This is a genomic window from Actinacidiphila glaucinigra (assembly GCF_900188405.1).
Taxonomy (GTDB): domain Bacteria; phylum Actinomycetota; class Actinomycetes; order Streptomycetales; family Streptomycetaceae; genus Actinacidiphila; species Actinacidiphila glaucinigra.
Genome location: NZ_FZOF01000032.1, coordinates 40293 through 59890, shown reverse-complemented (window position 1 = coordinate 59890; position 19598 = coordinate 40293). Strand labels below are relative to the sequence as shown.

At 71.9% G+C, this 19598-nt stretch carries 25 protein-coding genes and 1 pseudogene; 10 read left to right on the top strand and 16 right to left on the bottom strand.

Annotated elements, in window-relative coordinates; translation table 11 throughout:
* The first annotated feature begins 135 nt into the window (after positions 1-135).
* Positions 136-615, top strand: a complete 480-nt coding sequence (locus CHF15_RS37700; protein WP_089228448.1) for a cupin domain-containing protein — start codon at positions 136-138, stop codon at positions 613-615.
* Between the two features lie 55 nt (positions 616-670).
* On the opposite strand, the gene CHF15_RS37695 is transcribed toward CHF15_RS37700, so the two are convergent.
* The 3 genes from CHF15_RS37695 to CHF15_RS37685 form a co-directional block, all read right to left on the bottom strand.
* On the bottom strand, positions 671-1552 hold the full coding sequence (locus tag CHF15_RS37695; RefSeq protein WP_089228447.1) for an RNA polymerase sigma-70 factor: 882 nt from the start codon (positions 1550-1552) through the stop codon (positions 671-673).
* Positions 1553-1599: 47 nt separating this feature from the next.
* Positions 1600-2331 carry an SDR family oxidoreductase gene (locus tag CHF15_RS37690; protein WP_089228446.1) on the bottom strand — a complete coding sequence of 244 codons (732 nt, stop codon included), beginning with the start codon at positions 2329-2331 and terminating at the stop codon, positions 1600-1602.
* A 99-nt stretch (positions 2332-2430) separates the two neighbouring features.
* Positions 2431-3531 (bottom strand): PP2C family protein-serine/threonine phosphatase, encoded by a 1101-nt coding sequence (locus tag CHF15_RS37685; protein ID WP_179280138.1) that lies wholly within the window; start codon positions 3529-3531, stop codon positions 2431-2433.
* A gap of 275 nt (positions 3532-3806) precedes the next feature.
* Between CHF15_RS37685 and CHF15_RS37680 the strand changes: the two genes are divergently transcribed.
* Entirely contained in the window at positions 3807-4571 is a 765-nt protein-coding gene (locus CHF15_RS37680; RefSeq protein WP_089228444.1) for an SDR family NAD(P)-dependent oxidoreductase, read from the top strand.
* 6 nt (positions 4572-4577) lie between these two features.
* On the opposite strand, the gene CHF15_RS37675 is transcribed toward CHF15_RS37680, so the two are convergent.
* The gene (locus CHF15_RS37675; protein ID WP_089228443.1) at positions 4578-4844 is read right to left on the bottom strand and encodes a WhiB family transcriptional regulator; all 267 of its coding nucleotides are present in this window, start codon (positions 4842-4844) and stop codon (positions 4578-4580) included.
* Between the two features lie 389 nt (positions 4845-5233).
* On the opposite strand from CHF15_RS37675, the gene CHF15_RS37670 reads away from it, so the two are divergent.
* The 4 genes and pseudogenes from CHF15_RS37670 to CHF15_RS46825 form a co-directional block, all read left to right on the top strand.
* The gene (locus CHF15_RS37670; protein WP_089228442.1) at positions 5234-5731 is read left to right on the top strand and encodes an Ohr family peroxiredoxin; all 498 of its coding nucleotides are present in this window, start codon (positions 5234-5236) and stop codon (positions 5729-5731) included.
* A gap of 498 nt (positions 5732-6229) precedes the next feature.
* Positions 6230-6391, top strand: a complete 162-nt coding sequence (locus CHF15_RS45250) for a hypothetical protein (RefSeq protein WP_179280137.1) — start codon at positions 6230-6232, stop codon at positions 6389-6391.
* Positions 6392-6648: 257 nt separating this feature from the next.
* Positions 6649-7209, top strand: coding sequence for a DUF5994 family protein (locus CHF15_RS37665; RefSeq protein WP_089228441.1), 561 nt, complete (start codon positions 6649-6651; stop codon positions 7207-7209).
* Between the two features lie 338 nt (positions 7210-7547).
* Positions 7548-7730: pseudogene (locus tag CHF15_RS46825) on the top strand (hypothetical protein); the annotation flags it as partial.
* Between the two features lie 495 nt (positions 7731-8225).
* On the opposite strand, the gene CHF15_RS37655 reads toward CHF15_RS46825, so the two are convergent.
* Both CHF15_RS37655 and CHF15_RS37650 read right to left on the bottom strand, forming a co-directional pair.
* Entirely contained in the window at positions 8226-8723 is a 498-nt protein-coding gene (locus CHF15_RS37655) for a DUF5994 family protein (RefSeq protein WP_089228440.1), read from the bottom strand.
* Positions 8724-8910: 187 nt separating this feature from the next.
* The gene (locus CHF15_RS37650) at positions 8911-9273 is read right to left on the bottom strand and encodes an SDR family NAD(P)-dependent oxidoreductase (protein ID WP_322975718.1); all 363 of its coding nucleotides are present in this window, start codon (positions 9271-9273) and stop codon (positions 8911-8913) included.
* A 534-nt stretch (positions 9274-9807) separates the two neighbouring features.
* Here CHF15_RS37650 and CHF15_RS37645 point away from each other — a divergent pair.
* The 3 genes from CHF15_RS37645 to CHF15_RS37635 all read left to right on the top strand — a co-directional run bounded on the left by CHF15_RS37645 (position 9808) and on the right by CHF15_RS37635 (position 11483).
* Positions 9808-10284 carry a MarR family winged helix-turn-helix transcriptional regulator gene (locus CHF15_RS37645; protein WP_089228438.1) on the top strand — a complete coding sequence of 159 codons (477 nt, stop codon included), beginning with the start codon at positions 9808-9810 and terminating at the stop codon, positions 10282-10284.
* A 113-nt stretch (positions 10285-10397) separates the two neighbouring features.
* Positions 10398-10955, top strand: coding sequence for a hypothetical protein (locus tag CHF15_RS37640; protein ID WP_089228437.1), 558 nt, complete (start codon positions 10398-10400; stop codon positions 10953-10955).
* Between the two features lie 54 nt (positions 10956-11009).
* Positions 11010-11483 (top strand): hypothetical protein, encoded by a 474-nt coding sequence (locus CHF15_RS37635; protein WP_089228436.1) that lies wholly within the window; start codon positions 11010-11012, stop codon positions 11481-11483.
* A 71-nt stretch (positions 11484-11554) separates the two neighbouring features.
* Here the strand turns inward: CHF15_RS37635 and CHF15_RS45240 are convergent, their stop codons facing one another.
* Positions 11555-11722, bottom strand: a complete 168-nt coding sequence (locus CHF15_RS45240; RefSeq protein ID WP_179280136.1) for a hypothetical protein — start codon at positions 11720-11722, stop codon at positions 11555-11557.
* 192 nt (positions 11723-11914) lie between these two features.
* Positions 11915-13054, bottom strand: a complete 1140-nt coding sequence (locus CHF15_RS37630) for a winged helix DNA-binding domain-containing protein (RefSeq protein ID WP_089228435.1) — start codon at positions 13052-13054, stop codon at positions 11915-11917.
* Positions 13055-13162: 108 nt separating this feature from the next.
* Here CHF15_RS37630 and CHF15_RS37625 point away from each other — a divergent pair, with 108 nt between their 5' ends.
* Complete coding sequence (locus CHF15_RS37625; protein WP_089228434.1) at positions 13163-13330, top strand: DUF5670 family protein; 168 nt, start codon at positions 13163-13165, stop codon at positions 13328-13330.
* 72 nt (positions 13331-13402) lie between these two features.
* Here CHF15_RS37625 and CHF15_RS37620 read toward each other — a convergent pair whose 3' ends face one another.
* The 8 genes from CHF15_RS37620 to CHF15_RS37585 form a co-directional block, all read right to left on the bottom strand.
* On the bottom strand, positions 13403-13843 hold the full coding sequence (locus CHF15_RS37620; protein ID WP_245939257.1) for a transposase: 441 nt from the start codon (positions 13841-13843) through the stop codon (positions 13403-13405).
* A 218-nt stretch (positions 13844-14061) separates the two neighbouring features.
* Positions 14062-14292, bottom strand: coding sequence for a DUF6480 family protein (locus CHF15_RS37615; protein ID WP_089228433.1), 231 nt, complete (start codon positions 14290-14292; stop codon positions 14062-14064).
* Between the two features lie 138 nt (positions 14293-14430).
* Complete coding sequence (locus CHF15_RS45235; RefSeq protein WP_018562256.1) at positions 14431-14586, bottom strand: DUF6131 family protein; 156 nt, start codon at positions 14584-14586, stop codon at positions 14431-14433.
* A 30-nt stretch (positions 14587-14616) separates the two neighbouring features.
* On the bottom strand, positions 14617-14943 hold the full coding sequence (locus CHF15_RS37605) for a plasmid stabilization protein (RefSeq protein WP_089228432.1): 327 nt from the start codon (positions 14941-14943) through the stop codon (positions 14617-14619).
* A gap of 93 nt (positions 14944-15036) precedes the next feature.
* On the bottom strand, positions 15037-15513 hold the full coding sequence (locus tag CHF15_RS37600; protein ID WP_089228431.1) for a hypothetical protein: 477 nt from the start codon (positions 15511-15513) through the stop codon (positions 15037-15039).
* 19 nt (positions 15514-15532) lie between these two features.
* Positions 15533-16426 carry a Rieske (2Fe-2S) protein gene (locus CHF15_RS37595; RefSeq protein WP_410169683.1) on the bottom strand — a complete coding sequence of 298 codons (894 nt, stop codon included), beginning with the start codon at positions 16424-16426 and terminating at the stop codon, positions 15533-15535.
* Between the two features lie 72 nt (positions 16427-16498).
* Positions 16499-17656 carry a PP2C family protein-serine/threonine phosphatase gene (locus CHF15_RS37590; protein ID WP_089228430.1) on the bottom strand — a complete coding sequence of 386 codons (1158 nt, stop codon included), beginning with the start codon at positions 17654-17656 and terminating at the stop codon, positions 16499-16501.
* A gap of 89 nt (positions 17657-17745) precedes the next feature.
* Entirely contained in the window at positions 17746-19476 is a 1731-nt protein-coding gene (locus CHF15_RS37585) for a SpoIIE family protein phosphatase (protein ID WP_089228429.1), read from the bottom strand.
* Positions 19477-19598 lie beyond the last annotated feature (122 nt).

Below are 19598 nucleotides of genomic sequence, written 5' to 3'. Positions count from 1 at the left end.
CCATGGACTGTCACACCCGCCCGGGGACCTCGGTCTTACCTCGGAGGGGCGTGGTCACGGACGGACGGCCGCTACGGCCGGCACCCGCCCCGCCGGTGCGCTCGGCGCACGCGACGCGAGCAAGGGATGGTAGGCATGTCGTATCCACAGCAGGTGTACTTCGGGGACACCGGCGAGATCAACGCGAACTTCCGCCCGGCGAGCACCCCGCCGAACGTCGGCCAGGCCGGGGACGGCATCCACTACCTGGCCACCACGGACATGACGCGGGGCGAGTACGGGCTCTACCGCGTCATGATGAGGGCGAACGCCGGCGGTCCCAAGACGCACTTCCACCGGACCATCTCGGAGTCCTTCTTCATCCTGAGCGGAACCGTCCGCCTCTACAACGGCGAGAAGTGGGTCGACGCGGAGGAGGGCGACTTCCTGCACGTCCCGCAGGGCGGGCTGCACGCCTTCCGCAACGACTCCGACACCCCGGCCGAGATGCTGCTGCTCTTCACGCCGGGCGCACCGCGCGAGGAGTACTTCGAGAAGATGTCGCAGATGGGCGGTGCCACCGAGGAGGAGCGCGCCGCGTTCCTGGACAAGCACGACTCGTACTTCGTCGACTGACGCGTGGCACTCCCCCGGCGCCGCCCGGGCGGCGCCGGGGGAGGTCCGCGTACCGTCACGCGGCCATGGCGCCCAGTTTCGAGGGGTTCATCATCCACATCACCCGGTCGATGCCCTCCGGGGTGACGCTCACGGTGACGACGGTGAAGACGACGCCGTCCCGCAACAGCTTCGCGGCGGGCCTGCCGTTCACCAGCGCGGGCTCCACGGTCACACCCACCCAGAAGCGGTCGGCGAACGCGTGGATGTACTTGGCCACCCGATGACGGCCCACGACGGGGAACTTCGACGCCCGCACCTCGCCTCCGCCGTCGGAGTACGACACGACGTCCTCGGCGAACATGTTCTCCAGCACGCCCACTTCACCCGCCTTGGCGGCCGCGACGAACGCCGTCAGGAACCGCTGGTGGTCGGTGGACACGACACTGGCCCGCTTCTCCGCGGCCAGGTGCTTGCGCGCCCGGCTGACCAGTTGGCGCGCGTTGGCGTTGGACTGGCCGATGATCTCCGCGATCTGCGTGTACGGGTACTCGAACGCCTCCCGGAGCACGTAGGCGGCGCGTTCGGCGGGCGTGAGCTTCTCCAGGAGCATCAGCACCGCCACTTCGAGCGCCTCGCCGTTCACGGCGCCGAGGGCGGGGTCGCTCTCGGTGTCCACCGGCTCGGGCAGCCAGGGCCCGACGTAGGTCTCGCGGCGGGCCCGGGCCGACTTGAGCACGTTGATCGCGAGCCTCGTCACCGTCGTCGCGAGGAACGCCCGGGGGTTCTCCACCTTGGAACGGTCGTAGGTCTGCCAGCGGATCCAGGCGTCCTGCAGGACGTCCTCGGCCTCGCTCACGCTGCCGAGCATCCGGTAGGCGATGCCGAACAGGCTGCCACGGGCGGCCTGGAACTCCTCCTGTGCTTCGCGGAGGTCCAGGTCCTCGGCTTCGTCCACTGCTTCGTCCTCGGTCGGCGTCGTCCGCGTCCGGGACGCCCCGGTCGTCAGGACAGCCAGTCCCTGTAGTGGGTGGGGGCGATGCGGGCGTCGCTGCCGCCGATGAGGACGTCGCCCTGGGCGACGGCGAACATGCCCGCCGTGTCGTCGACGACGACCGTACGTCCGTCGCCCTTGGCCGCGATGGTGATCCGGCCGATCTCCTCCAGGGGGAAGACGTCGGGCCCGGCGATGTCCACGGTCCCGTTGAGCGGGGGGCCCGAGGCGACCTCGGCGACCATCCGCGCGACGTCGGCGGCGGCGATCGGCTGGAGCGGGGTCCGCGGCAGCCGTACGGTGTCGCCGTCCGTGGTCCATGACATCGTCGCTTCCATGAACTCCATGAACTGGGTGGCGCGGACGATGGAGTAGGGGATCGAACCGGCCTTGAGGATGTCCTCCTGGAGCGCCTTCGCCCGGTAGTAGTCCAGTTCCGGCACCTGGTCGACGCCGACGATCGAGAGGATGACCATGTGGCCGACGCCGCCCTTCTCGCTCGCGGTGACCAGGTTGTCCATGGAGGTCTGGAAGAAGGCGGGCGAGGCCTCGTCGAAGGTCGGCGAGTTCGTGAGGTTGACGACGACGTCGGCGTCCGCGACGGCCTCCACGACGCCTTCGCCGGTCAGGAGGTTCACGCCGGTGGACAGGGAGTGCGGCACGGCCTCGTGACCCGCCGCTTCGAGGTTCTTCACGACCTGTGATCCGATGAGCCCGGTTCCGCCGATGACTGCGATTTTCATGGCTTTGCCCATCTCCCGATGCTGATGACCGGTGAATGCCTCTACGTTTTCAACGTACCTTCGCGGCAGTCGACGCGCCTGGGCTGCCGCGGGGCACCCTCAGGGGGCCCAGGCCGCGGTCCCGTCCGCCTCGGGGCTGCCCGCCTGCGCGGGAACGGGAGTCCGCTGGAGGGCCACGATGGCGACGTCGTCGTGCAGGGGACCGCACAGGTGCCGGCACAGGTCGTCCCGGACGTGCCGCACGAGGCCGCCGGGGTCGGTGCCCGTCCAGCGGGCGAGGCGGTCCCGGAGGGGGTAGAAGGCGCCGGCCGGGTCGCGGGCCTCGGTGACACCGTCGGTGTAGAGGAGGAGCACCTCCCCCGGCGCGAAAGGGAAGGTGTCCTGGTGGTGCTCGTGGGGCGCGAGGCCGCCCAGGCCGAGGGGCGGGCCGCTCCGGTGGGGTGTCAGCGCGGTGACCCGGCCGCCGCCGGCGACCAGGGGCGCGGGGTGGCCGCAGTTGACCGCGTGGACGACACGCCGGTCGTCCGGGATCTCCAGCACCAGGGCGGTGACGAACCGCTCCGCGGCCTCGTCGTCGCTCCGCTCGGCCTCCGCCAGGTGGCCGCGCATGCTGCCCTCCAGGTGGGCGGCCACTTCGGGCAGGGTGCCGCAACGGGGGGCGGCCTCCCTGAACGCGCCGACGGCGGCCGCCACTTCGGGGATGCCCTGCAGTCCCTTGCCACGCACGTCGCCGATCAGGATCCGCGTCGCTCCGGTGATCCGCGCGGCCGCGTAGAGATCGCCGCCGACGGTGGCGTGGGCGTCCGACGCCTGGTATGAGGCGGCGACGCACAGCGGGCCGATCCGTTCGGGGAGCGGGCGCAGGACGACGCGCTGCGTCAATTCCGAGACGGCGCGGACGGCGGCCAGTTCCAGCTTGTGGTGCTCCTGGCGGACGAAGAAGACGACGACGGCCACGGACAGGACGAGCACGGCGGCCGCCTGCGAGGTCGTGACGGGCGGGAACCCGCCCGGGCTGACGGCGAGGCCGATGCCGGCCGCGGCCACGATGAGGACGGCTCCCCCGGTCAGCGGGGCACCGGCGTACGTCGCCGCGGCTGAGGCGGCCACGAGTGTCGTCGCCCAGCCGACGGGCGGGGCGCACACCTCGTCCAGGAAGCCCACGCCGACCAGGAAGGGAAGCACGACCGCGGGCCGCATGACCTGCCCACGGGGCCGGGGAGCGGGACGGGTAGCGGCACGGGTGCGGCGAGGGAGGGCGGGGATCATGCGTGGCCTTTCCGTGGCGGGGCACCGATCGGCCGCGTGGACGCGCCCGGGCGCGGCGCCGCGACACAGTTCCGGCTTTCGCAGTACGACCGGACATCCACCACATATGTGACATGGATCCCATTCATCATCTTCCCGCCATCTCACTCCCCTGGGCTGTATTGTTCGACATACGACGAACATCGAACACAGATCAGGGAACCGCTATGACCAGTTCTGCCGACCAGCGCTTCTCCGGGCGCACGGCGATCGTCACCGGCGCCGGCTCGGGCATCGGCCGGGCCACCGCCATCGCCCTGGCGGAGTCGGGGGCCCGGGTCCTGGGCGTGGGACGACGCAAGGACGCGCTCGAGGAGACCGCACGGGCGCACTCCGGCATCGCGGTCCTGCCGCTCGACATCTGCGCGGACGGCGCCGCCACCACGGCCGTCGCCGCCGCCGTGGAACGGTGGGGGCGCCTCGACGTGCTGGTGAACAACGCCGGCGCCACGGCCGTCATGCCGCTGGAGGGCACGGACCGCGGGGTGATCGAGAGGCTGTTCGCGCTCAATGTGACCGCGCCGAGCCTGCTCGCCCATGCGGCCCTTCCGCACCTTCGGGAGTCCTCGGGTTCCATCGTCAACGTCTCCAGCACCTACGGACACCGCCCGCTGCCCGGCGGCGGACACTACGCCGCGACCAAGAGCGCACTGGAGCAGCTGACGCGCACCTGGGCCCTGGAGCTGGCGCCCGAGGGAGTCCGGGTGAACGCGGTCGCCCCCGGCCCGACCGACACGGACGTCATGGTCGCCGCGGGGCTCTCCCCCGAGGAGATCGAGTCCATGGTCGGCCAGGAACGCGACCGCATCCCGATGGGCCGTCTCGCCGATCCCCGGGACGTGGCGGAGTGGATCCTGCGGGTCGCCGAACCCGCGCGGACGCACATGACCGGCCAGGTCGTGACGGTCGACGGCGGGCTGGAACTCGTCTGATCCGGATCAGGCGGTGGCCTGCCGGCCCTTCCGCCAGCGTTCGACGTAGTCGCGCCGCCGGATCCTGCGCCGTTCCTCCTCCGTGGTCCCGCCCCAGATCCCGTCCAGGCGGCCGGCCGCCAGAGCCCACTCCAGACAGTGGGCCGTGACCGGGCACCGCAGGCACACGGCCTTGGCCTCCCCGGTCTGGACCCTTCCCGGGCCGCTGCCGCCGATGGGGAAGAACAGCTCCGGATCCTCCTCGCGGCACGCCGCCTCATCACGCCAGTTCACGAAAACCTCCTCGTACGGACAGCCGGGCTCCCCGGCACACCCGCGGGCCGTGGCCGGCGGGACCCGTCGGCCGTCCGTGGCGGGGACTCCCCATGGAGTGGAGACCGGTGGATCGAGCGGTGTGTGACGCCCGATATGCCGGGTTCGGGCACCAGGCGGGCCCCTCCCGAGCCAGCCCCCGCACCTCCACGAGAGTTCACCGGAAATTCCCCGCCCGGAACGTCACACGCGGACCGGCTGGCCGGTCAAGTCGATGATCAGGTCCGGGCCTCTCCCCGGGACGAAGAAGGACAGAGCATGCAGACCACTGTCACGAGCGGCGGGCGGGCACCCGCACGGGTCGCAAGCCCCACGGCCGCCCGGAGCCTGCCCCGTGGAGAGGCACCGCGATGAGCGAGCCGACCGATCGGCCCGGCCTGTCCACCGCCGAGGACTTCGACGGCCCGGCCTTCTCCCCCCTCTACACGACCACGGTGACCGTCGACGGCGGCGCGGTCAGCCACGGACGGGCCTCGGGCCGGGCCCGTTCGGCCGACGGCGCGTTGGACCTCACGCTGCGGCTCCCCACCGAGCTCGGCGGGGACGGCGGTGGCACGAATCCGGAGCAGTTGTTCGCCGCGGGCCTCGCGGCCTGCTTCCACGGCGCCCTCAGCCTCGTCGCCCGGCGGGCCGGGCGGAATCCCGCGACGATCGCGGTCGAGGCGACCGTCGCCTTCGGCCGCGATCCCCGGGACGGGGGCTATCTGCTGCGAGCGGATCTGGTGATCACCTGGCCGGGGACGGACGCGGCGATCGCCGCTCCGTTGATGAAGCGGGCGGACACCTTGTGCCCCTACACGAAAATGCTGGCGCTGGGGACGCCGGCCACGCTCACGCTCGCTCCCTGAGCCCCGGACTCAGCGCACGTCGCCTCGCGCCTCGCGCCGCCGGCACGTCGCGGTGACGGTGACCCCCAGCGGGGCCCGCAGGAACGGGGTCGTCGGATGGGTCCACAGGGCGTAACCGTCGAGGCAGGGCGCGTCCAGCGCGTCTCACGGCGTGGTCATCGTGCGCCCGGCGATGTGGAACCCGGGGGTCGGCGCGCTCGGCGACGACCGTGCCGTCGGACTTTCTCGACCCCGACGGGGCCGGGCGTGAATTCCGTCCGCCGGCCGGGCGCGCCGTAGGGACACGGGGCGCCCTGCTCCTCGTGGAGCCGCATGCGCCGCACCGCGCGTGGCGCCCGCCGCCGTGCGCCCGGAGGACCTCCGCCACGGATTCTTCGGTGACGTGGGGTCCGGGGAGGGGCAGAATGCTCACGGGCCGGAAGTCGTTCACTATCCGGCCCGGCGGAAGTTGCGCCGGCGTCACCACGGCAGCCGCGCACTCACTCATGTGGGATCGACATGCTCTACTTTCTGGCAGCCTTGGCCGTCGCGGCGGTCATCGCGGCAATGGTGGTCGTCCTGAACCGCCGGCACAACTCCGGCGCCCGGGTGATCCCGGGCGAGTCCGGCACGCCCAAGAGGTTCGTTCTGGGCCACCCGCACCAGGGCCGGAACCTGTGAGTGGCACGCCGGTTCACCCCGGCTGAGGGCCCGGACGCTCGGAGAGCGTCGGGGCGGATGCACGGGCGCGGCCGCCCCCGCGGCCGGGGCCGGTGCCCTGCCTGCAGGATGCGCGGAACCACGGCTCCGGCGGGTGCCCCAGCGGGAGTAGAGTGGAGTCACCAGGAGCACTTCGTACACGGGCCCCATGCCGGTGTCGTTCCCGGCGAACGGCCATCTCGGGCAGGCGGGAACGCTCCCGGAGTCAGGTCCGTGTCATGAACATCATTCTCGATCGCCCACGCATCGCTGATGGGCAGGATTACTCACCACCCGCACCGCCGCCTCGGCTGGCACTGAGGCCTGTCAATGCTGCCCCGGGTCTGCTGGACGGAGCCTGGTGGCCTCGTTCTCGCGATCTCACCCGTGAACTCCCGGCCCTGATCGACACACTGGACCGCCGGTGGGCGCGGGTGACACGGGTCGCGGTGCATCCCTCGCTCTGGCCCGTGATCCCTCACAGGGTGCCGGCCTCGGGACATGTCGTCCACGTCGGCTGGTTCAATGATCAGGACGCGAACAAACTGCTGCTGCTCTCCTACACCAGCGGGCGCCTCGATCTGTTGGTCATACCGCCGGAATGTGATCTGGCTGCAGCGACCCGGCTGATGGCAGCCGCGGCTGACCCACGGTGCCGGCGCACCGCGAGCGGCATCATGGCGGACGACGAATGCCTCACCGTTCGCAGAGGCGAAGCGGACTGGGAGGCGGAAGGCGGAGCCCCGTCCGCGGCCGGTACGGCCGCGATGGAGGTCCGCGCGGGAGGGATGCGGGCATGATGACGATCCTCGTCGGCGTGGCCGTGCTCCTCGCGATGATCGCCGTGGGCACCGTCCTGATCCGTGCGCTCAACGAGCGCCACGACCAGCGGATCGCCGCCTTCCACTACGGCGATCTCCTTCCGTACCGCCGCCGGACCGTCGCCGTCCCGGAAGGAAGCGCGGGCGACTTGGCGAACCCACCGGCCGCGACGGTGCCGGAGGAACCGCGGCGCGAAAGCGGTCGTCCGATGCGAACCTCAGGTTCGACGGCCGTGAGCGCGCGGCGACCCGCACGGCTGCTCGCCTCGCCTCGTCGGGTCACCGTTGCGGACCGCCCGCCGTACGTGGCGCCCAGCGTGCGAACGGCGCCCCGGACCGCGCTCGCCGAGGTCCGCATCGTCGCCGCGTCCCCCGAAGCCGCCCGCCAAGTCGCTGAAACGCTTCGGCGGCACTTCGCGGGTACGGAACAGCGCAGCTATCCGGCGGCTCCCGAAGGCGGCACCCGCCTGCACCTCACGGTCGACACCACTCGGGCCCCCGGAGCCGTGGAGTCGTTCCAGTCCGGAGCGAGCACGGGCCACCCGTCTCCCACCGGCCGTCCGCACGAGGGAGAGATTCCGCCTCGGCCGGTGTCGGCGAGCCGCGACGATACGGGTGATGCGGCGGAGATCCGCAAACGGGCGGGCACCGCCCGGGCCCGCCGGGCGGACTGGCCGCCGGCAACCGCCTGGGGGTGATCTACGGCCCGCGTCCCGGGCCGTAGACGGCCGCGGGGGGGGCGAACCAGGCCCGCCCGGCTTCATCGCGGGGCCGACCGGTGACGGACCGCCGGTCCGGGCCCTGTTGGGGTTTCCCGCCCGGCGATCCGCTACGGCGCAGTCGTCCCGGGTGTCTCCGCACCGACGCTTCGGCAGCAGTAGCCTGGAAAGTGAACTGGTGCACTCTCACGTGCGTCGGTTTGGAAGGGGCGGCCCTGGCGTGTGAATGCGCCGGGGCCGTTTGCGTTCGGGCAGGGCTCCCGCGCCCGGGGTGGGTCATCGTCCCTTCACTCGCCGTGGAGGATCCGGATCGGTGCCCGTGTCGATGAGGATCTGTTCGGCCCCTCTGACGTTGCCGGCCTCCACCGCCTTGGCCATCGCGGCGCGCGCCGCATCGGGGGTTGTCTGCGGCGGGACCACCAGCAGCGAGAAGTGGTCCCGCTCGCTGCGGGTGATCAGGACCGTGTCGTCACCGACGGCGAAGGAGTCGATGTGCACGACCCGGTCGTCGATGGTCAGGCGCGTGGGGAGTTCGTCCCAGGCGCTCGCGTCCAGGCCGACACGCGAGATGGGGCCCAGATAACGGACAAGCTCGGTGATCAGGCTGGGAAGCTCCGCGACGATGTCGCGGGAACGCGGCCACCACGCACCGTCGAGGATGCCCTGGCGGTCGTGGGTCGTCTCCAGCCTCAGCAGTGCCGTGCCGGGCCTCACTTCTCGCCGGATCTCATCCGGGAGGAGTTCGGGAAGGTTCGGGGTATCGGAGTCGGCCATGGTGTCTCGCTCGTCTCAGGCGGCCCGCCCAGCACGCCCGTTCCCCGAAGCCCGACCGGCTCGGCTGTCCTCGGGCGTTGCTCCTTGCCGTCTTCACCGTACTCCCACACCGGCAGGCCGACCCGATGCCTCAGGCCGCCGTGCCGCGGCGCCGGGCCCTGCCGCCCGAGCTTCGTGGACGCGCGGGTCACCGTGCGGCGTCCTCGACGATGTCGACCCGCTGTTCCAGGGCGCCCATCGCGTGGCGGGCCCGCCAGGCGACCAGGCCGGGCAAGGAGGTTGTGCGCACCGCGTGGACGCCGCGGCGGGCCACCTCGGCGCGCAGGGAGTGCGTGAAGGCCTCTACCCCTGACCTGGAGCCACAGTGGGCGTATGTCAACGTGGCGGCGCCGATCGCCACGAGCGAGGAGACCCACAGGTAGTAGCCGCGGGTGGCCGGCGACTGCGGGAGGAAGGCCCGGGCGGTCAGAGCGCTTCCGACGAGGTTCACCTCGACGATCCTGCGCCAGGTCGCCATGGAGCACTCCCCCGAGGGGCCCACGCAGGCGATGCCCTGGTTCCAGCCCGAGCAGGGCGACGCGGGCTCCTCCGGCCGGGAGATGGTGCGCCACCGCCCCCCGGTTCAGGTCCACCATCCGCGCCTGCGGCCGCGTCGCGAACCCCGCCCGCCGGCGGTGCCCTTCCGCCTCGAACACCCCGCCGGACGGGGTGGGGTCACGGCGCGCCGACGACGACACACACCGCCGTCGACAGCGCCCGCGGCTCCCCGGACTCCGCGTCCAGCGGCAGGAGGTCCTCCTCCGCACGCACCATGCGCATCGGACTTCTCCCGTTTCCCGATCGCAAGGTGGCTCCGGCATCGACGCCCGTCGGACCCCGTCCGTCAGAACCCGTGTCCACCCACGACGCCGCCGTGACGCCCGGCACGAAGTCCGCCTCCCCGCCTCCGCACTTCGTGCCACCGCGTTCGCGTCGCCGGGTACTCACAGCGAGGGGTGCTGCGTTTCTGAGTGACGCCCCCTTGCGCCCACCGCTAAAATGTGCAGCTTTCAAGTGGAATTGGCACGCTGGATATGATGGCGAAATGGAGAAGGGCAAGAGCGACGAATGGCTGACCACTGACGAGCAGCGGGCCTGGCGCACCTATGTGGACGTCGGCACGCTGCTGCTCAACCAACTCGGACGCGATCTGGAGCCGTTCGACCTCACCATCAACGACTACGAGATCCTGGTGAACCTCTCGGAGTCGCCCCGCCACCGCATGCGGATGAGCGACCTCGCCCGCGCCACCCTCCAGTCCAAGAGCCGCCTCTCGCACCAGATCAGCCGCATGGAGAAGACCGGCCTGGTCCGCCGCGAGAACTGCGAGTCCGACCGGCGCGGGCTGTTCGCCGTCCTGACCGAGGACGGCTGGGAGACCATGCGCAAGGTCGCCCCGCACCACGTCGCCGCCGTACGGGAGCACTTCATCGACCTGCTCCCCGCCGAGGACCAGACGGCCCTGCGCAACGCCCTCACCCCGGTCGTCGAGCACCTGCGCGCGGAGCGCGGCAGGTCCTGAACGGCCGACGCGGTCACGTGACGAATACCCGCAGAAGTGGCGTTTCGGAGACATGGCCCGGGGCAGGCGTCGCCACGAGGGGGGTTTCCCGTGAGTGCTAGGGAGTCGACCCCATGTCAACAGGGACACTTCTGGCGATCATCATCCCCGTGGTGGTGGTTCTCGCCCTGATCGCGGTCGCGTCCACCCTTTTCATCCGGCACCAGCGCCTGAAGGACCGCTTCGGCCCGGAGTACGACCGGACGGTCGAAGGGGCCGACAGCCGCATGGATGCCGAGCGCGACCTCGCCGCACGCACCAAGCGTCACGACTCGCTGGACATCAAGCCGCTGCCGAGCGGTGCCCGTGACCGCTACGCGCGGGAGTGGACCAGCGTCCAGGAGGAGTTCGTCGACCGGCCCGAGGACGCCGTCCACGACGCCGACAGCCTCGTGGTCTCCCTGATGCACGACCGCGGCTACCCGACCGACGACTTCGACCAGCAGGTCAAGGACCTGTCGGTGGAGCACGGCCGAACCCTGGACCACTACCGGGCGGCGCACGAGGTCAACGACCTCAGCACCCGGCACGAGGCCACCACTGAACAGCTGCGCGGCGCGATGGTCCACTACCGCGCCCTGTTCGACGAGCTGCTCACCGACGGCGGCGGGCGGCGCCACGCCCGGGCCTGACGAAGCGCCCGGGACGCGGAACCCGGAACACCCACCCGGAAAGGCGGAGAAACGATGGAACGCGAGCGTGTCTCCCGCGGAAGCGGTCTGGCCACCGAAGACCTCGCAGAGACCCACGCGCCTCCCGGCCCCCCGCAGGACCGCCCCGGGGCGGCCTCCAGGGCACCGGAGTACCCCGGCGAGAGCACCGGGGCGCGGGGCGAACCGCCGCCGGACGACGCGGTCGGCGCCCCCACCCGGGACAACGCCGCGGACGAGGCCCCGCAGCTGCTGAACTCCGCGGACGAGGAGAACTTCCGCACCCGCTGGCAGCAGATCCAGAGCGAGTTCGTCGACGACCCGCGCGATGCCGTGCACGCCGCCGACGAGTTGGTCGCCGACGTCATGCAGAAGCTGGCGTCGACCTTCGCCCAGCACAAGCAGGGCCTGGAGGGCCAGTGGACCCGCGGCGAAGAGGTGAACACCGAAGAGCTGCGTACGGCGCTCCGGCGCTACCGCTCCTTCTTCAACCGCCTCCTGTCGACCTGAGTCCGGCGGGGCGCCCTCCGTACTGCGGGCGGCGCCCCGCTCGCCGGCGTCGACGCCGGCGGCACGGCGACCTAGAAGTCTTCCAGGCCGGTTCCCCGTCGCTTCTCGTGCGGCGGGATCTTCGTCTGCTCCGAGTCCGATTGCTCTTCACCCCCGGAGCGCGTGCCTGATTCCCGCGTGCCGTCTTCTCCCGGCTCCCGTTCCGGCTCCTCGCGGGTCTCCTTCTCCGGCTGTCCCATGAGTGGGCCTCCTCCATGTCTCCGGGAGGGTGCTGGGGCGTAATGCCCTGTAAGGCCGAGCATAGATGCGAATGATCGTGGCCATGGACACGTGGCCCGAACACGGCGCGTGGGGCCGAAGTGGGTCCTGTGACCCGTGGGGCGCAGCGCGGCGGAAGCCGTAACGGCCAACGCCCAGTCGCGGCTCCGCGGTCAGTCCTTGACGAAGCGGCTCTCGACGCCGGGGAGCCCCTTGTCCCACCAGTGTCCGTAGCGCCGGTAGACGGCCGGATCACGGTCGGCGAGCAGCGCCCAAAGCTTGGCCGCCTCCTCGGCCAGGCCTTCCCAGGCCGCTTTGCCGAGCTTGCGGAAGGCGGTCATCTCCACTCCGCCGTCCACCGCCCGCCACACCCCGGCGACCTGCCCGTCGACGAGCAGGCAGGGCAGCGTGTCCCCGTTCCGCCGGACGACAGCCGGCCGGTATTCCTCGGGGACGACCCGGCCGGCGCCGGTGTGGGCGAACAGGATGCTGTCCCACATCGGGAGCAGCCTCGGCGGCGCCGGTGTGTCCTCCTCCGGGACGGTGGCGCCCACGAGGTCGTACAGCGGGGCGCGGCCGGGGCCCGCCACCCGCACCACCTGGTCGCCGAGCCCCTGCAGCGCCTCGGTGACGACGGAGCGCTGCAGCAGCGTGAAGCGTGCGAAGTCCTGGGTGGAGCCGGGCCCGAAGGCGCGCAGGTACGACAGCAGCAGCTGCCGCACGCCGGCGTCCGCCTCCTCCGGCGTCGGTGCGGGGACCGCCTCGGCGGCGCGGTAGGTGTTCGGCTGGGTGAACGACCAGGGGCCGCCGGCCGGCACATGGTGCATCGGGGCGTAGGTGCGCAGCGCCCACCACACCCGGTGCGCGTGCTCGCCGAACCGTGCCGTGACCTCGTTCTCGACCTCGGCGCCTATGCGGGGCCGGGCGAGGAAGCCCGCGAGTTCGGGGAGGATCGCGTCGGCGTCGGAGGGGTCCAGACCGGTCGAGCTGTAGCGGCGGTCGTACAGCCGGGACCCCCGCAGCGTGCGCACCATCGCGGCATGGTGTGCGGCATGGTCCTCGGCGTGGACGGCGTGCAGCGTGATCCGCATCAAGGTCGCCTTGACTATGCGGCGGTCCGCGAACGCCGCGTCCAGGTCCTCCGGGGCGAAGTCCCGCACGCGGTTCCACAGCGCCAGGTACGGGGAGGCCGGGGCCTGCGCCTGCAGAGCGCAGACCTGACGGACGGCCTCGGCCACGTCCAGGCTCCGGCGTTCGAGCAGGAGCTGACGGTCCAGGGTGGCGAGGGCGAGTTGCCGCGTGGTCAGGCTCATGGGCGGATCATGCCACCCCGGTCCGACAGCCCTCCGGGCCGTCGCCCCCGCGGCACGGTGCATGGTGACGCGGACCCGGGGCACACGCGGGGTCAGGAGGTTGTAGACATGGTTCCTTTGCTGGTCGTCCTGCTGCTGGCCCTGATCCTCTTCGGGGCGGGATTCGCCCTCAAGGCCCTGTGGTGGATCGCGGTGATCGTCCTGGTGGTGTGGCTGCTCGGCTTCGTGTTCCGGGCCGCCGAGGGCGGCGGACGCCGCCGCTGGTACCGATGGTGACCTGACGTTCGCTCGCAGCACGCCGGGGTGCCGGCCGCGATTCGCGGCTGGCACCCCGTTCGTCGTCGGAGATCACCGGACGGTGAGCGTGCTGCCGGATGCAGCCTCGAAGGTCACGAGCACGTCGGGCTTCGACGTCGGCGGCGTCGTGCGGGCGGGCGCCGGGCAGCGCCGCCCCTCGGCCCGCCGGCGGGTGCGGTGGACGGTGGCGGAGGCGTCGACGTCGAGATCCCAGCCGATCAGGTCCTTCGCATCCGCCCGGGCCTGGAGTTGCGTGAAGACCCGCTGCCAGGTGCCGTCCCGCTGCCAGCGGCGAAACAGCTCGTACACCCGGCCCCACGACCCGTACTGCTCGGGCACGTCCCGCCAGGGCACACCGGTCCGGACCCGGAACCGTATGCCGTCGATCAACTGCCGCCGGGTCCAGACCGCCGGGCGACCGGCCTTCTTGCGCACGGGCAGCAAGGGCTCCAGCACGGCCCACTGCTCGTCCGTCAGATCTCCACGAGCCACGAACCAAGATCATTTCACACCGGGATCCCCACTCGCCACGCGGCCCCTCCAGTTCGGGCGCGCGGAAATCGGCCCCCGTCCGGGTGTGGAACCTCCGAACGGGGGCAACCGGATTCTGCGGTGAGGCAGCCGCACGGTGGGTGAATGCGCCGGGCGCCGGGCCCCCCTCCCGGCGTCCGGGAACCGCCCGGGCCGGCGGACGCCCGATCGCCGCACGTCTACGAGGACAAGGCGACGATCATGGCGATCACGCCGGCGAGGAAGACCGCGACGACGCCGAGGATGAGCACCAGCGGAGCGAAACCCCACGCCTTGCGGAGTTCCGGCCGCTCGGGGACGGAGATCCCCTCCGTGGTGCTGCTCTCCCCCGGGGGCGTCTCGGTGGGCGGCACCTTGTGTTCGGTGCCGCTGTACGGGGCGGAACGGTTGCCGGCGGGTGTCGTACTCACGGCACACCTCCCTGGAACGCGGTCAGCGCATCTCCTCTGTGACTTCCCGCGTACGGTCGCTGGAAACGGAACCTCGCGGTCCGCTCGCCTGTGGCGGCGGAGTCGCCGGCGGCATCCGAGGGCGGACCTGCGCGCCGCCTACCAGTAGTGCCGTCGTCCGCCGACCGAGTGCCCCACGGCGCCCAGCACCCAGAGCACGAGGCCGATGACGACCAGGATGAGTCCGATGGTCCAGAGGATCGAGATCCCGGCGAGGAAGCCGATGATCAGAAGGATGATGCCGAGGATGACCATGATGTCCTCCACTGGTCGGCCCGCGTGCGGTCAGCTGCCGCCGAGGGCGCGTCGGAGTTCGGCCTTGTTCATGTGGGAGCGGCCGTCGACGTTGCGGCGCTTCGCCTCGGCGTAGAGCTGGTCGTAGGTGGGTCCCTGCGAGCCCTTGCCGGAGCGCTGCCCGCCGCGCCTGCCCGAGGACATGTCCTCGAGGGAGCTGCGGCTGGCGGTCTTCGACTCGCCGGCGCGGGCGCGTTCCTTGTTGACGGTGCGGGCGGCGGTCTCCTCGGCCCGCTTCTCGCTCTCCCCGCGCTCCTTGGCGCTCTCCTTGATGTGCTCGTACTGCCGCTCACGCTTGCGGTTCGACCCTGCTGGCATTCCTTTCACCCCATTTGCTCGTCCTGCCCCTGAGGGGCGGCTACCCCGTTCCGGCGGATCATCACCAGATGCGCCACGGTGACCCCAGGCCCTTCAGCCGAGACCGGCGCCGACGGCCTCGCGTCGCACGGTCTCGACCGTGTCGATCTGCTCGTGCGCGCGGTCCAGGAGGGTGCGGAGCCGGCCCTCGTCCAGCTCCTCCCTCGGCGTGAGCGTCAGGAGCGACTCCCACAGCAGGCTCTTGCCCTCGATGCCGAGGCGCAGCGCCTCGAGTTCGATGACCGTGCTCAGGCCGGAGCGGCGGGTGACCCGTCCGTTGAGCTTGAGCAGGCGTGCCTTCTCGGCGAGCCAGCCCGCGTAGACCTTGTGCCGGCGTGCCGGGACGTCCAGGGCGGCCATCAGGTCGAGGAGGCTCTGCCGGTCCTCCTCGATCTCGTCGGCCACGCGCCGCAGTTCGCCCCCGTGCGGCAAGGAGCGGTGGTGGTCGGCGAGATGACGGGAGATCAGTTGACCGGTGGTGGAACCGGCCAGATGGTCGTTCATGTAGATCTCGAGAGCTTGCTGACTCATGGCTGCTCCTCCTCGTCGCTCAGTTCCGGCCGAGCCGGACCTCGACCTGTCCGTCCGGGGATATCCGGCAGTCGAAGCGGGGCTGCGGCGCGGTCGCCGGCCCCTGGACGTTGGCGCCGTCCGAGAGGCGGAACTGGCTGCCGTGCCAGGGGCATTCGAGGCAGCCCTCCAGCACCTTGCCCTCGTGCAAGGGGCCGTTCATGTGGTTGCAGCGGTCGGCCAGGGCGTGGAACCGCCCGTCGTACTCCCGGACCACGACCACCGCCACCTCGTCGGCCATCCGCCGCACCGGTTCGCCGACCGGGAAGTCCTGCGGCACCCCGATGCGGTGCCAGCCCGGCTCCACCAGCACGGGCACCGCCTCCGCGTGGTTCACGCCGGCGCCCTGCCGGTAGGCGAGGTGGCCGCCGAGCACCCCGCCCATCGTGGCGAGGGTCATCCCGCCGAAGCCCAGGGCCCTGCCGAGCAGGGGACGGCCCTTGATCCGGTACGCCAAAGACGCCGCGTAGGCGGTGACGGCGGCGAGGTTGGCGGTCGCGTGGACCAGGCCGACACGGGCCTGGCGGGGGCGTTGCTCCGCCCAGTCCACCCATCCGGCGAGGGCCGCGGGCCCGGCGGAGACCAGTCCCACCGCCACCAGACGGCGCGCCGCGCGGCTCTCGCCGGGGAGCAGGTCGAGTATCCCGGCACAGGTCCAGGCGCCGATCGGCACCTGCACCAGCACCGGGTGCAGGGGGTGGCCGAGCCACAGGCCGCGCAGCGCGTCACGCCCCCGGCCCAGGGGCAGGGCGCGGACGGCTCTGCGGACACCGGCGGCGGGTCCGTCGAGCCACTCCTGCTCTTCCAGGGTGTCCATCGCTGCGGGGACGGGGCCGTTCGGGGAGCCCTGCTTCTCGTGCGTATGCCTGCTCATAAGCCTCATGTGTTGCGGCTTTCCTGCCTGCTCCGGGACAAACCCGGCACCAGGCGGCGTGGGCGCGCCCGCTCAGGCGCGCCAGTCCAGGCACAGGACCGTGGCGTCGTCCTGGAGGTGGCCGTGGCAGGCCACGGACACGGCGGAGGTCATCACCTGGACCACTTCGCGGGGGTGCTCGCCGGCGGAGTCGCGGAGCAGCGCGGGCAGGTCCACGCTGCGGGCCTCGCGCTCCTGCATGCCGTCGGTGTAGAGCACCAGCCGGTCGCCGGGTCGCAGATCGACGTCCTGGACGCGGAAGGGCGGCGCGGAGGGGACGCCGAAGGGGAGGTTGATCCGCAGGCCGAGTTCCTCCACGGTGCCGTCGCGCAGACGCAGTGGCCAGGGGTGTCCGGCGTTGACCAGCCGGCAGCCCGTCCCGTCCACCGCGAGGCGCAGGAGCTGCCCGGTGGCGTGGCCGTGGCTGCCGTGCTCCCGGAGCGCCGTGTGCATCTCGAGGGCTTGTTCTGCGAGGTCGTGCCCGGCGCGCCGGGCACGGCGCGAGGCGTTCACCAGAACGGTGGCCAGCAGGGCGGCTTCCACGTCGTGCCCCATGGCGTCGGTGATGGACAGGTGCAGCGTGTCGTAGTCGAGGGTGTAGTCGTAGGTGTCGCCGCCGACGGAGTCCGCGGGTACCAGTGCCGCGGCGAGGATGAACTCGTTCGCTTCGCAGGAGGCGGCCGACGGCAGCAGCCCGCGCTGGATCTCGGCGGCCAGGGTGAGCGGTGTGGTGCGTTTGCCCCAGTGGTAGAGGTCGGTGAACCGGCGGTCGGTGACGACGATGTAGGCCAGCGCGTGCGCGGCCTCGGCGACCTCGGCCAGCACCTCGTCGGTGCCGTCGGGCAGGGTCAGCTCCAGCACGCCGATGGTGTCGCCCCGGTTGGTGACGGGCGCGACCACCCGCTGCCCCGCCCCGTCGGCGGGTGCCCGCATCACCTGCTGGCTGCGAAGGACGTCGTGGTAGATGCTGCCGTGCAGGGGGATCTGCTCGGCGCTGCCGTCCTGCCGCGACGCGACGTCCTCGCTGACCCGCACCATCTTCTGGCCGATGACGTCGGGGAGCAGGAACGACACCGATCTGGCTCCGAACCGCTCCCTGAGGTTGCGCGCCACGACGTCCAGGGACTGCACCGGCGCGGCCGCCTCCGCCGCCGCGAGGATGTCGTCGAGTCCGAGCTGGTCATACGGCACGGTGGCCTCCCTCGCTCCCCTCTGCGCTCTTTCCCCGGACCGCCGGGAAACTCACCCGGACGTGCGCGGGAAGGGAGCGCCCGGCGGTGTCACGGGGCGGGGTCGGGCGTGCGCAGGGCGAGGAAGGCGACGTCGTCGTCGTTGTCCGTGGGCCGGGCCCGGTCGAGCAGCGCGTCGCTGAAGGGGTCCAGGGGGCGCCGGGCGAGGGAGGCCGCGTGCTTGCGGAGCCGGTCCAGGCCGTCGTCGATGGAGTGCCGGGTCGATTCGACCAGTCCGTCGGTGTAGAGCACGAGGGTGGACCGCGGGGGCAGGGTGACGACGGCGTCCTCGCGTGGCCGGGTGGTGCCGGTGCCGAGCAGGATGCCGTGGCCACCGGTGAGGAAGCGGGTGCGTCCGTCGTGGTCCACCAGCAGCGGAGGCGGATGGCCCGCGTTGGTCCACCGCAGACGCCACAGACCGTCGTCCCCGCTGGTGAGCCGTGCGAGGAGCACGGTGGCCATCGGCACCTCGGCGATGTGCATGACGGCCTGGTCGAGCTGGGTGACGACGTCGCTGGGCGCCTCGGGGTGCGACCAGGCGAAGGCGCGCAGCATGTTGCGGACCTGGGCCATGCCGCCGGCGGCGTCGAGGTCGTGTCCCACGACGTCGCCGATGGCGAGCGCGGTGGCGCCGTCCATGAGCGGGAAGGCGTCGTACCAGTCGCCGCCGACCTGTGAGGCCTGGGGGGCCGCCACGTACCGGGCCGTCATCTGCAGCCCTGGGATCGTGGGCATCTGCGGCAGCAGGTGGCGTTGCATCGTCTCGGAGACCTTGCGCTGCCGCTGGTAGAGGCGGGCGTTGTCGAGCGCGAGGCCCGCCCGGCGGGTCACGTCCTCCAGCAGCGGCAGGTCGGAGGCGGTGAATGCGTCGGGGCGCGCGGCACGGCCGAGTGTGAGCGCTCCGAGCACGTCCCGCAGGCCGCGGATCGGGGCGATGGCCGCGGAGTGCATGCCGGTCTCCTCGAAGAGCCGGTGCTGCTCGACGGCGATGCCCGAGTCCGGAGGGCCCTGGTACGTGGCGGCACTGGCGATGCTGGAGGCGGCGCCGCGCAGGGCGCGCGACAGCGGCATCGGGGATTCCTGCGGCAGGGGCGGCATCGGACCCTGCAGGTCGGCGCGCTCGATCAGTACGCCGTCCTTGTGCTGCACGACCAGGGCCCGCCGCACCTCGTCGTTCTCGGTGAGCAGGTCGACGACCGCCCAGTCGGCGAGCAGCGGGACGGTCAGGGCGGCCAGGCGGTGCAGCGCCTCGGTCACGTCCAGGGTCGAGGTCAGCTGGGTGGTGGTCTCCGCGAGCAGGGCGAGTCGGTCGAGCTCGGTGAGGGCCGTCGCATGCTCCTCGCCGTCCTCCCGGTGCCCCGCAGGCTCGTGCCGCTGGTAGAGCATGACCAGGGCCCCGGGCCTGTCCGGGTCGAGGGCGTAGGGCGTCAGGAACCAGGACAGTCCGAGCAGGCTGCCGTCGCCACGGGCGAACCACCCCAGGTCGTTGTGCCCCGTGCGCTCCGCGAGGAGGGCGTCGCGCATCTCGCACCGGGATCGCGGCAGGGGGCGGCCGTGGCTGTCGCGGTGCAGCAGGTCGTGGGCGTCGTGACCGAGGAGTTCGGCGGCGGGCCTGTGCAGGAGACGCAGTGCGGCGCCGTTGGCCGCGATGATCAGCCCCTCGGCGTCCACCACGTAGGCAGGCACCTTCATGCCCTCCAGCAGACCGCCGGGCACGTCGGCGGACGGTGCCAGGGATCCGTCCAGGACGGGTGATCCGGTGTCCGGTACGGCGGCGTCCATGCTCCCCTGTCCTCGGGTGCGACCTCGAAATTTTGGCCTACCCCGGGATCAGGATCGCATGCGGCGGCCGTGCGGGCCCCTGACCGCGGTCCGCAACCCGCGGGCGGGCCTCCGGTCGCACC

What these genes read in the sequence shown, in the direction of transcription:
- CHF15_RS45240 (WP_179280136.1), bottom strand. Translation starts at nt 11,722, where the DNA reads ATGGGACAGCCGGAGAAGGAGACCCGCGAGGAGCCGGAACGGGAGCCG.
- CHF15_RS45250 (WP_179280137.1), top strand. Translation starts at nt 6,230, where the DNA reads ATGCTCTACTTTCTGGCAGCCTTGGCCGTCGCGGCGGTCATCGCGGCA.
- CHF15_RS37680 (WP_089228444.1), top strand. Translation starts at nt 3,807, where the DNA reads ATGACCAGTTCTGCCGACCAGCGCTTCTCCGGGCGCACGGCGATCGTC.
- CHF15_RS37685 (WP_179280138.1), bottom strand. Translation starts at nt 3,531, where the DNA reads ATGCGGCCCGCGGTCGTGCTTCCCTTCCTGGTCGGCGTGGGCTTCCTG.
- CHF15_RS37630 (WP_089228435.1), bottom strand. Translation starts at nt 13,054, where the DNA reads ATGAGCCTGACCACGCGGCAACTCGCCCTCGCCACCCTGGACCGTCAG.
- CHF15_RS37605 (WP_089228432.1), bottom strand. Translation starts at nt 14,943, where the DNA reads ATGCCAGCAGGGTCGAACCGCAAGCGTGAGCGGCAGTACGAGCACATC.
- CHF15_RS37690 (WP_089228446.1), bottom strand. Translation starts at nt 2,331, where the DNA reads ATGAAAATCGCAGTCATCGGCGGAACCGGGCTCATCGGATCACAGGTC.
- CHF15_RS37600 (WP_089228431.1), bottom strand. Translation starts at nt 15,513, where the DNA reads ATGAGTCAGCAAGCTCTCGAGATCTACATGAACGACCATCTGGCCGGT.
- CHF15_RS45235 (WP_018562256.1), bottom strand. Translation starts at nt 14,586, where the DNA reads ATGGTCATCCTCGGCATCATCCTTCTGATCATCGGCTTCCTCGCCGGG.
- CHF15_RS37645 (WP_089228438.1), top strand. Translation starts at nt 9,808, where the DNA reads ATGGAGAAGGGCAAGAGCGACGAATGGCTGACCACTGACGAGCAGCGG.
- CHF15_RS37625 (WP_089228434.1), top strand. Translation starts at nt 13,163, where the DNA reads ATGGTTCCTTTGCTGGTCGTCCTGCTGCTGGCCCTGATCCTCTTCGGG.
- CHF15_RS37700 (WP_089228448.1), top strand. Translation starts at nt 136, where the DNA reads ATGTCGTATCCACAGCAGGTGTACTTCGGGGACACCGGCGAGATCAAC.
- CHF15_RS37640 (WP_089228437.1), top strand. Translation starts at nt 10,398, where the DNA reads ATGTCAACAGGGACACTTCTGGCGATCATCATCCCCGTGGTGGTGGTT.
- CHF15_RS37670 (WP_089228442.1), top strand. Translation starts at nt 5,234, where the DNA reads ATGAGCGAGCCGACCGATCGGCCCGGCCTGTCCACCGCCGAGGACTTC.
- CHF15_RS37655 (WP_089228440.1), bottom strand. Translation starts at nt 8,723, where the DNA reads ATGGCCGACTCCGATACCCCGAACCTTCCCGAACTCCTCCCGGATGAG.
- CHF15_RS37585 (WP_089228429.1), bottom strand. Translation starts at nt 19,476, where the DNA reads ATGGACGCCGCCGTACCGGACACCGGATCACCCGTCCTGGACGGATCC.
- CHF15_RS37665 (WP_089228441.1), top strand. Translation starts at nt 6,649, where the DNA reads ATGAACATCATTCTCGATCGCCCACGCATCGCTGATGGGCAGGATTAC.
- CHF15_RS37635 (WP_089228436.1), top strand. Translation starts at nt 11,010, where the DNA reads ATGGAACGCGAGCGTGTCTCCCGCGGAAGCGGTCTGGCCACCGAAGAC.
- CHF15_RS37595 (WP_410169683.1), bottom strand. Translation starts at nt 16,426, where the DNA reads ATGAGCAGGCATACGCACGAGAAGCAGGGCTCCCCGAACGGCCCCGTC.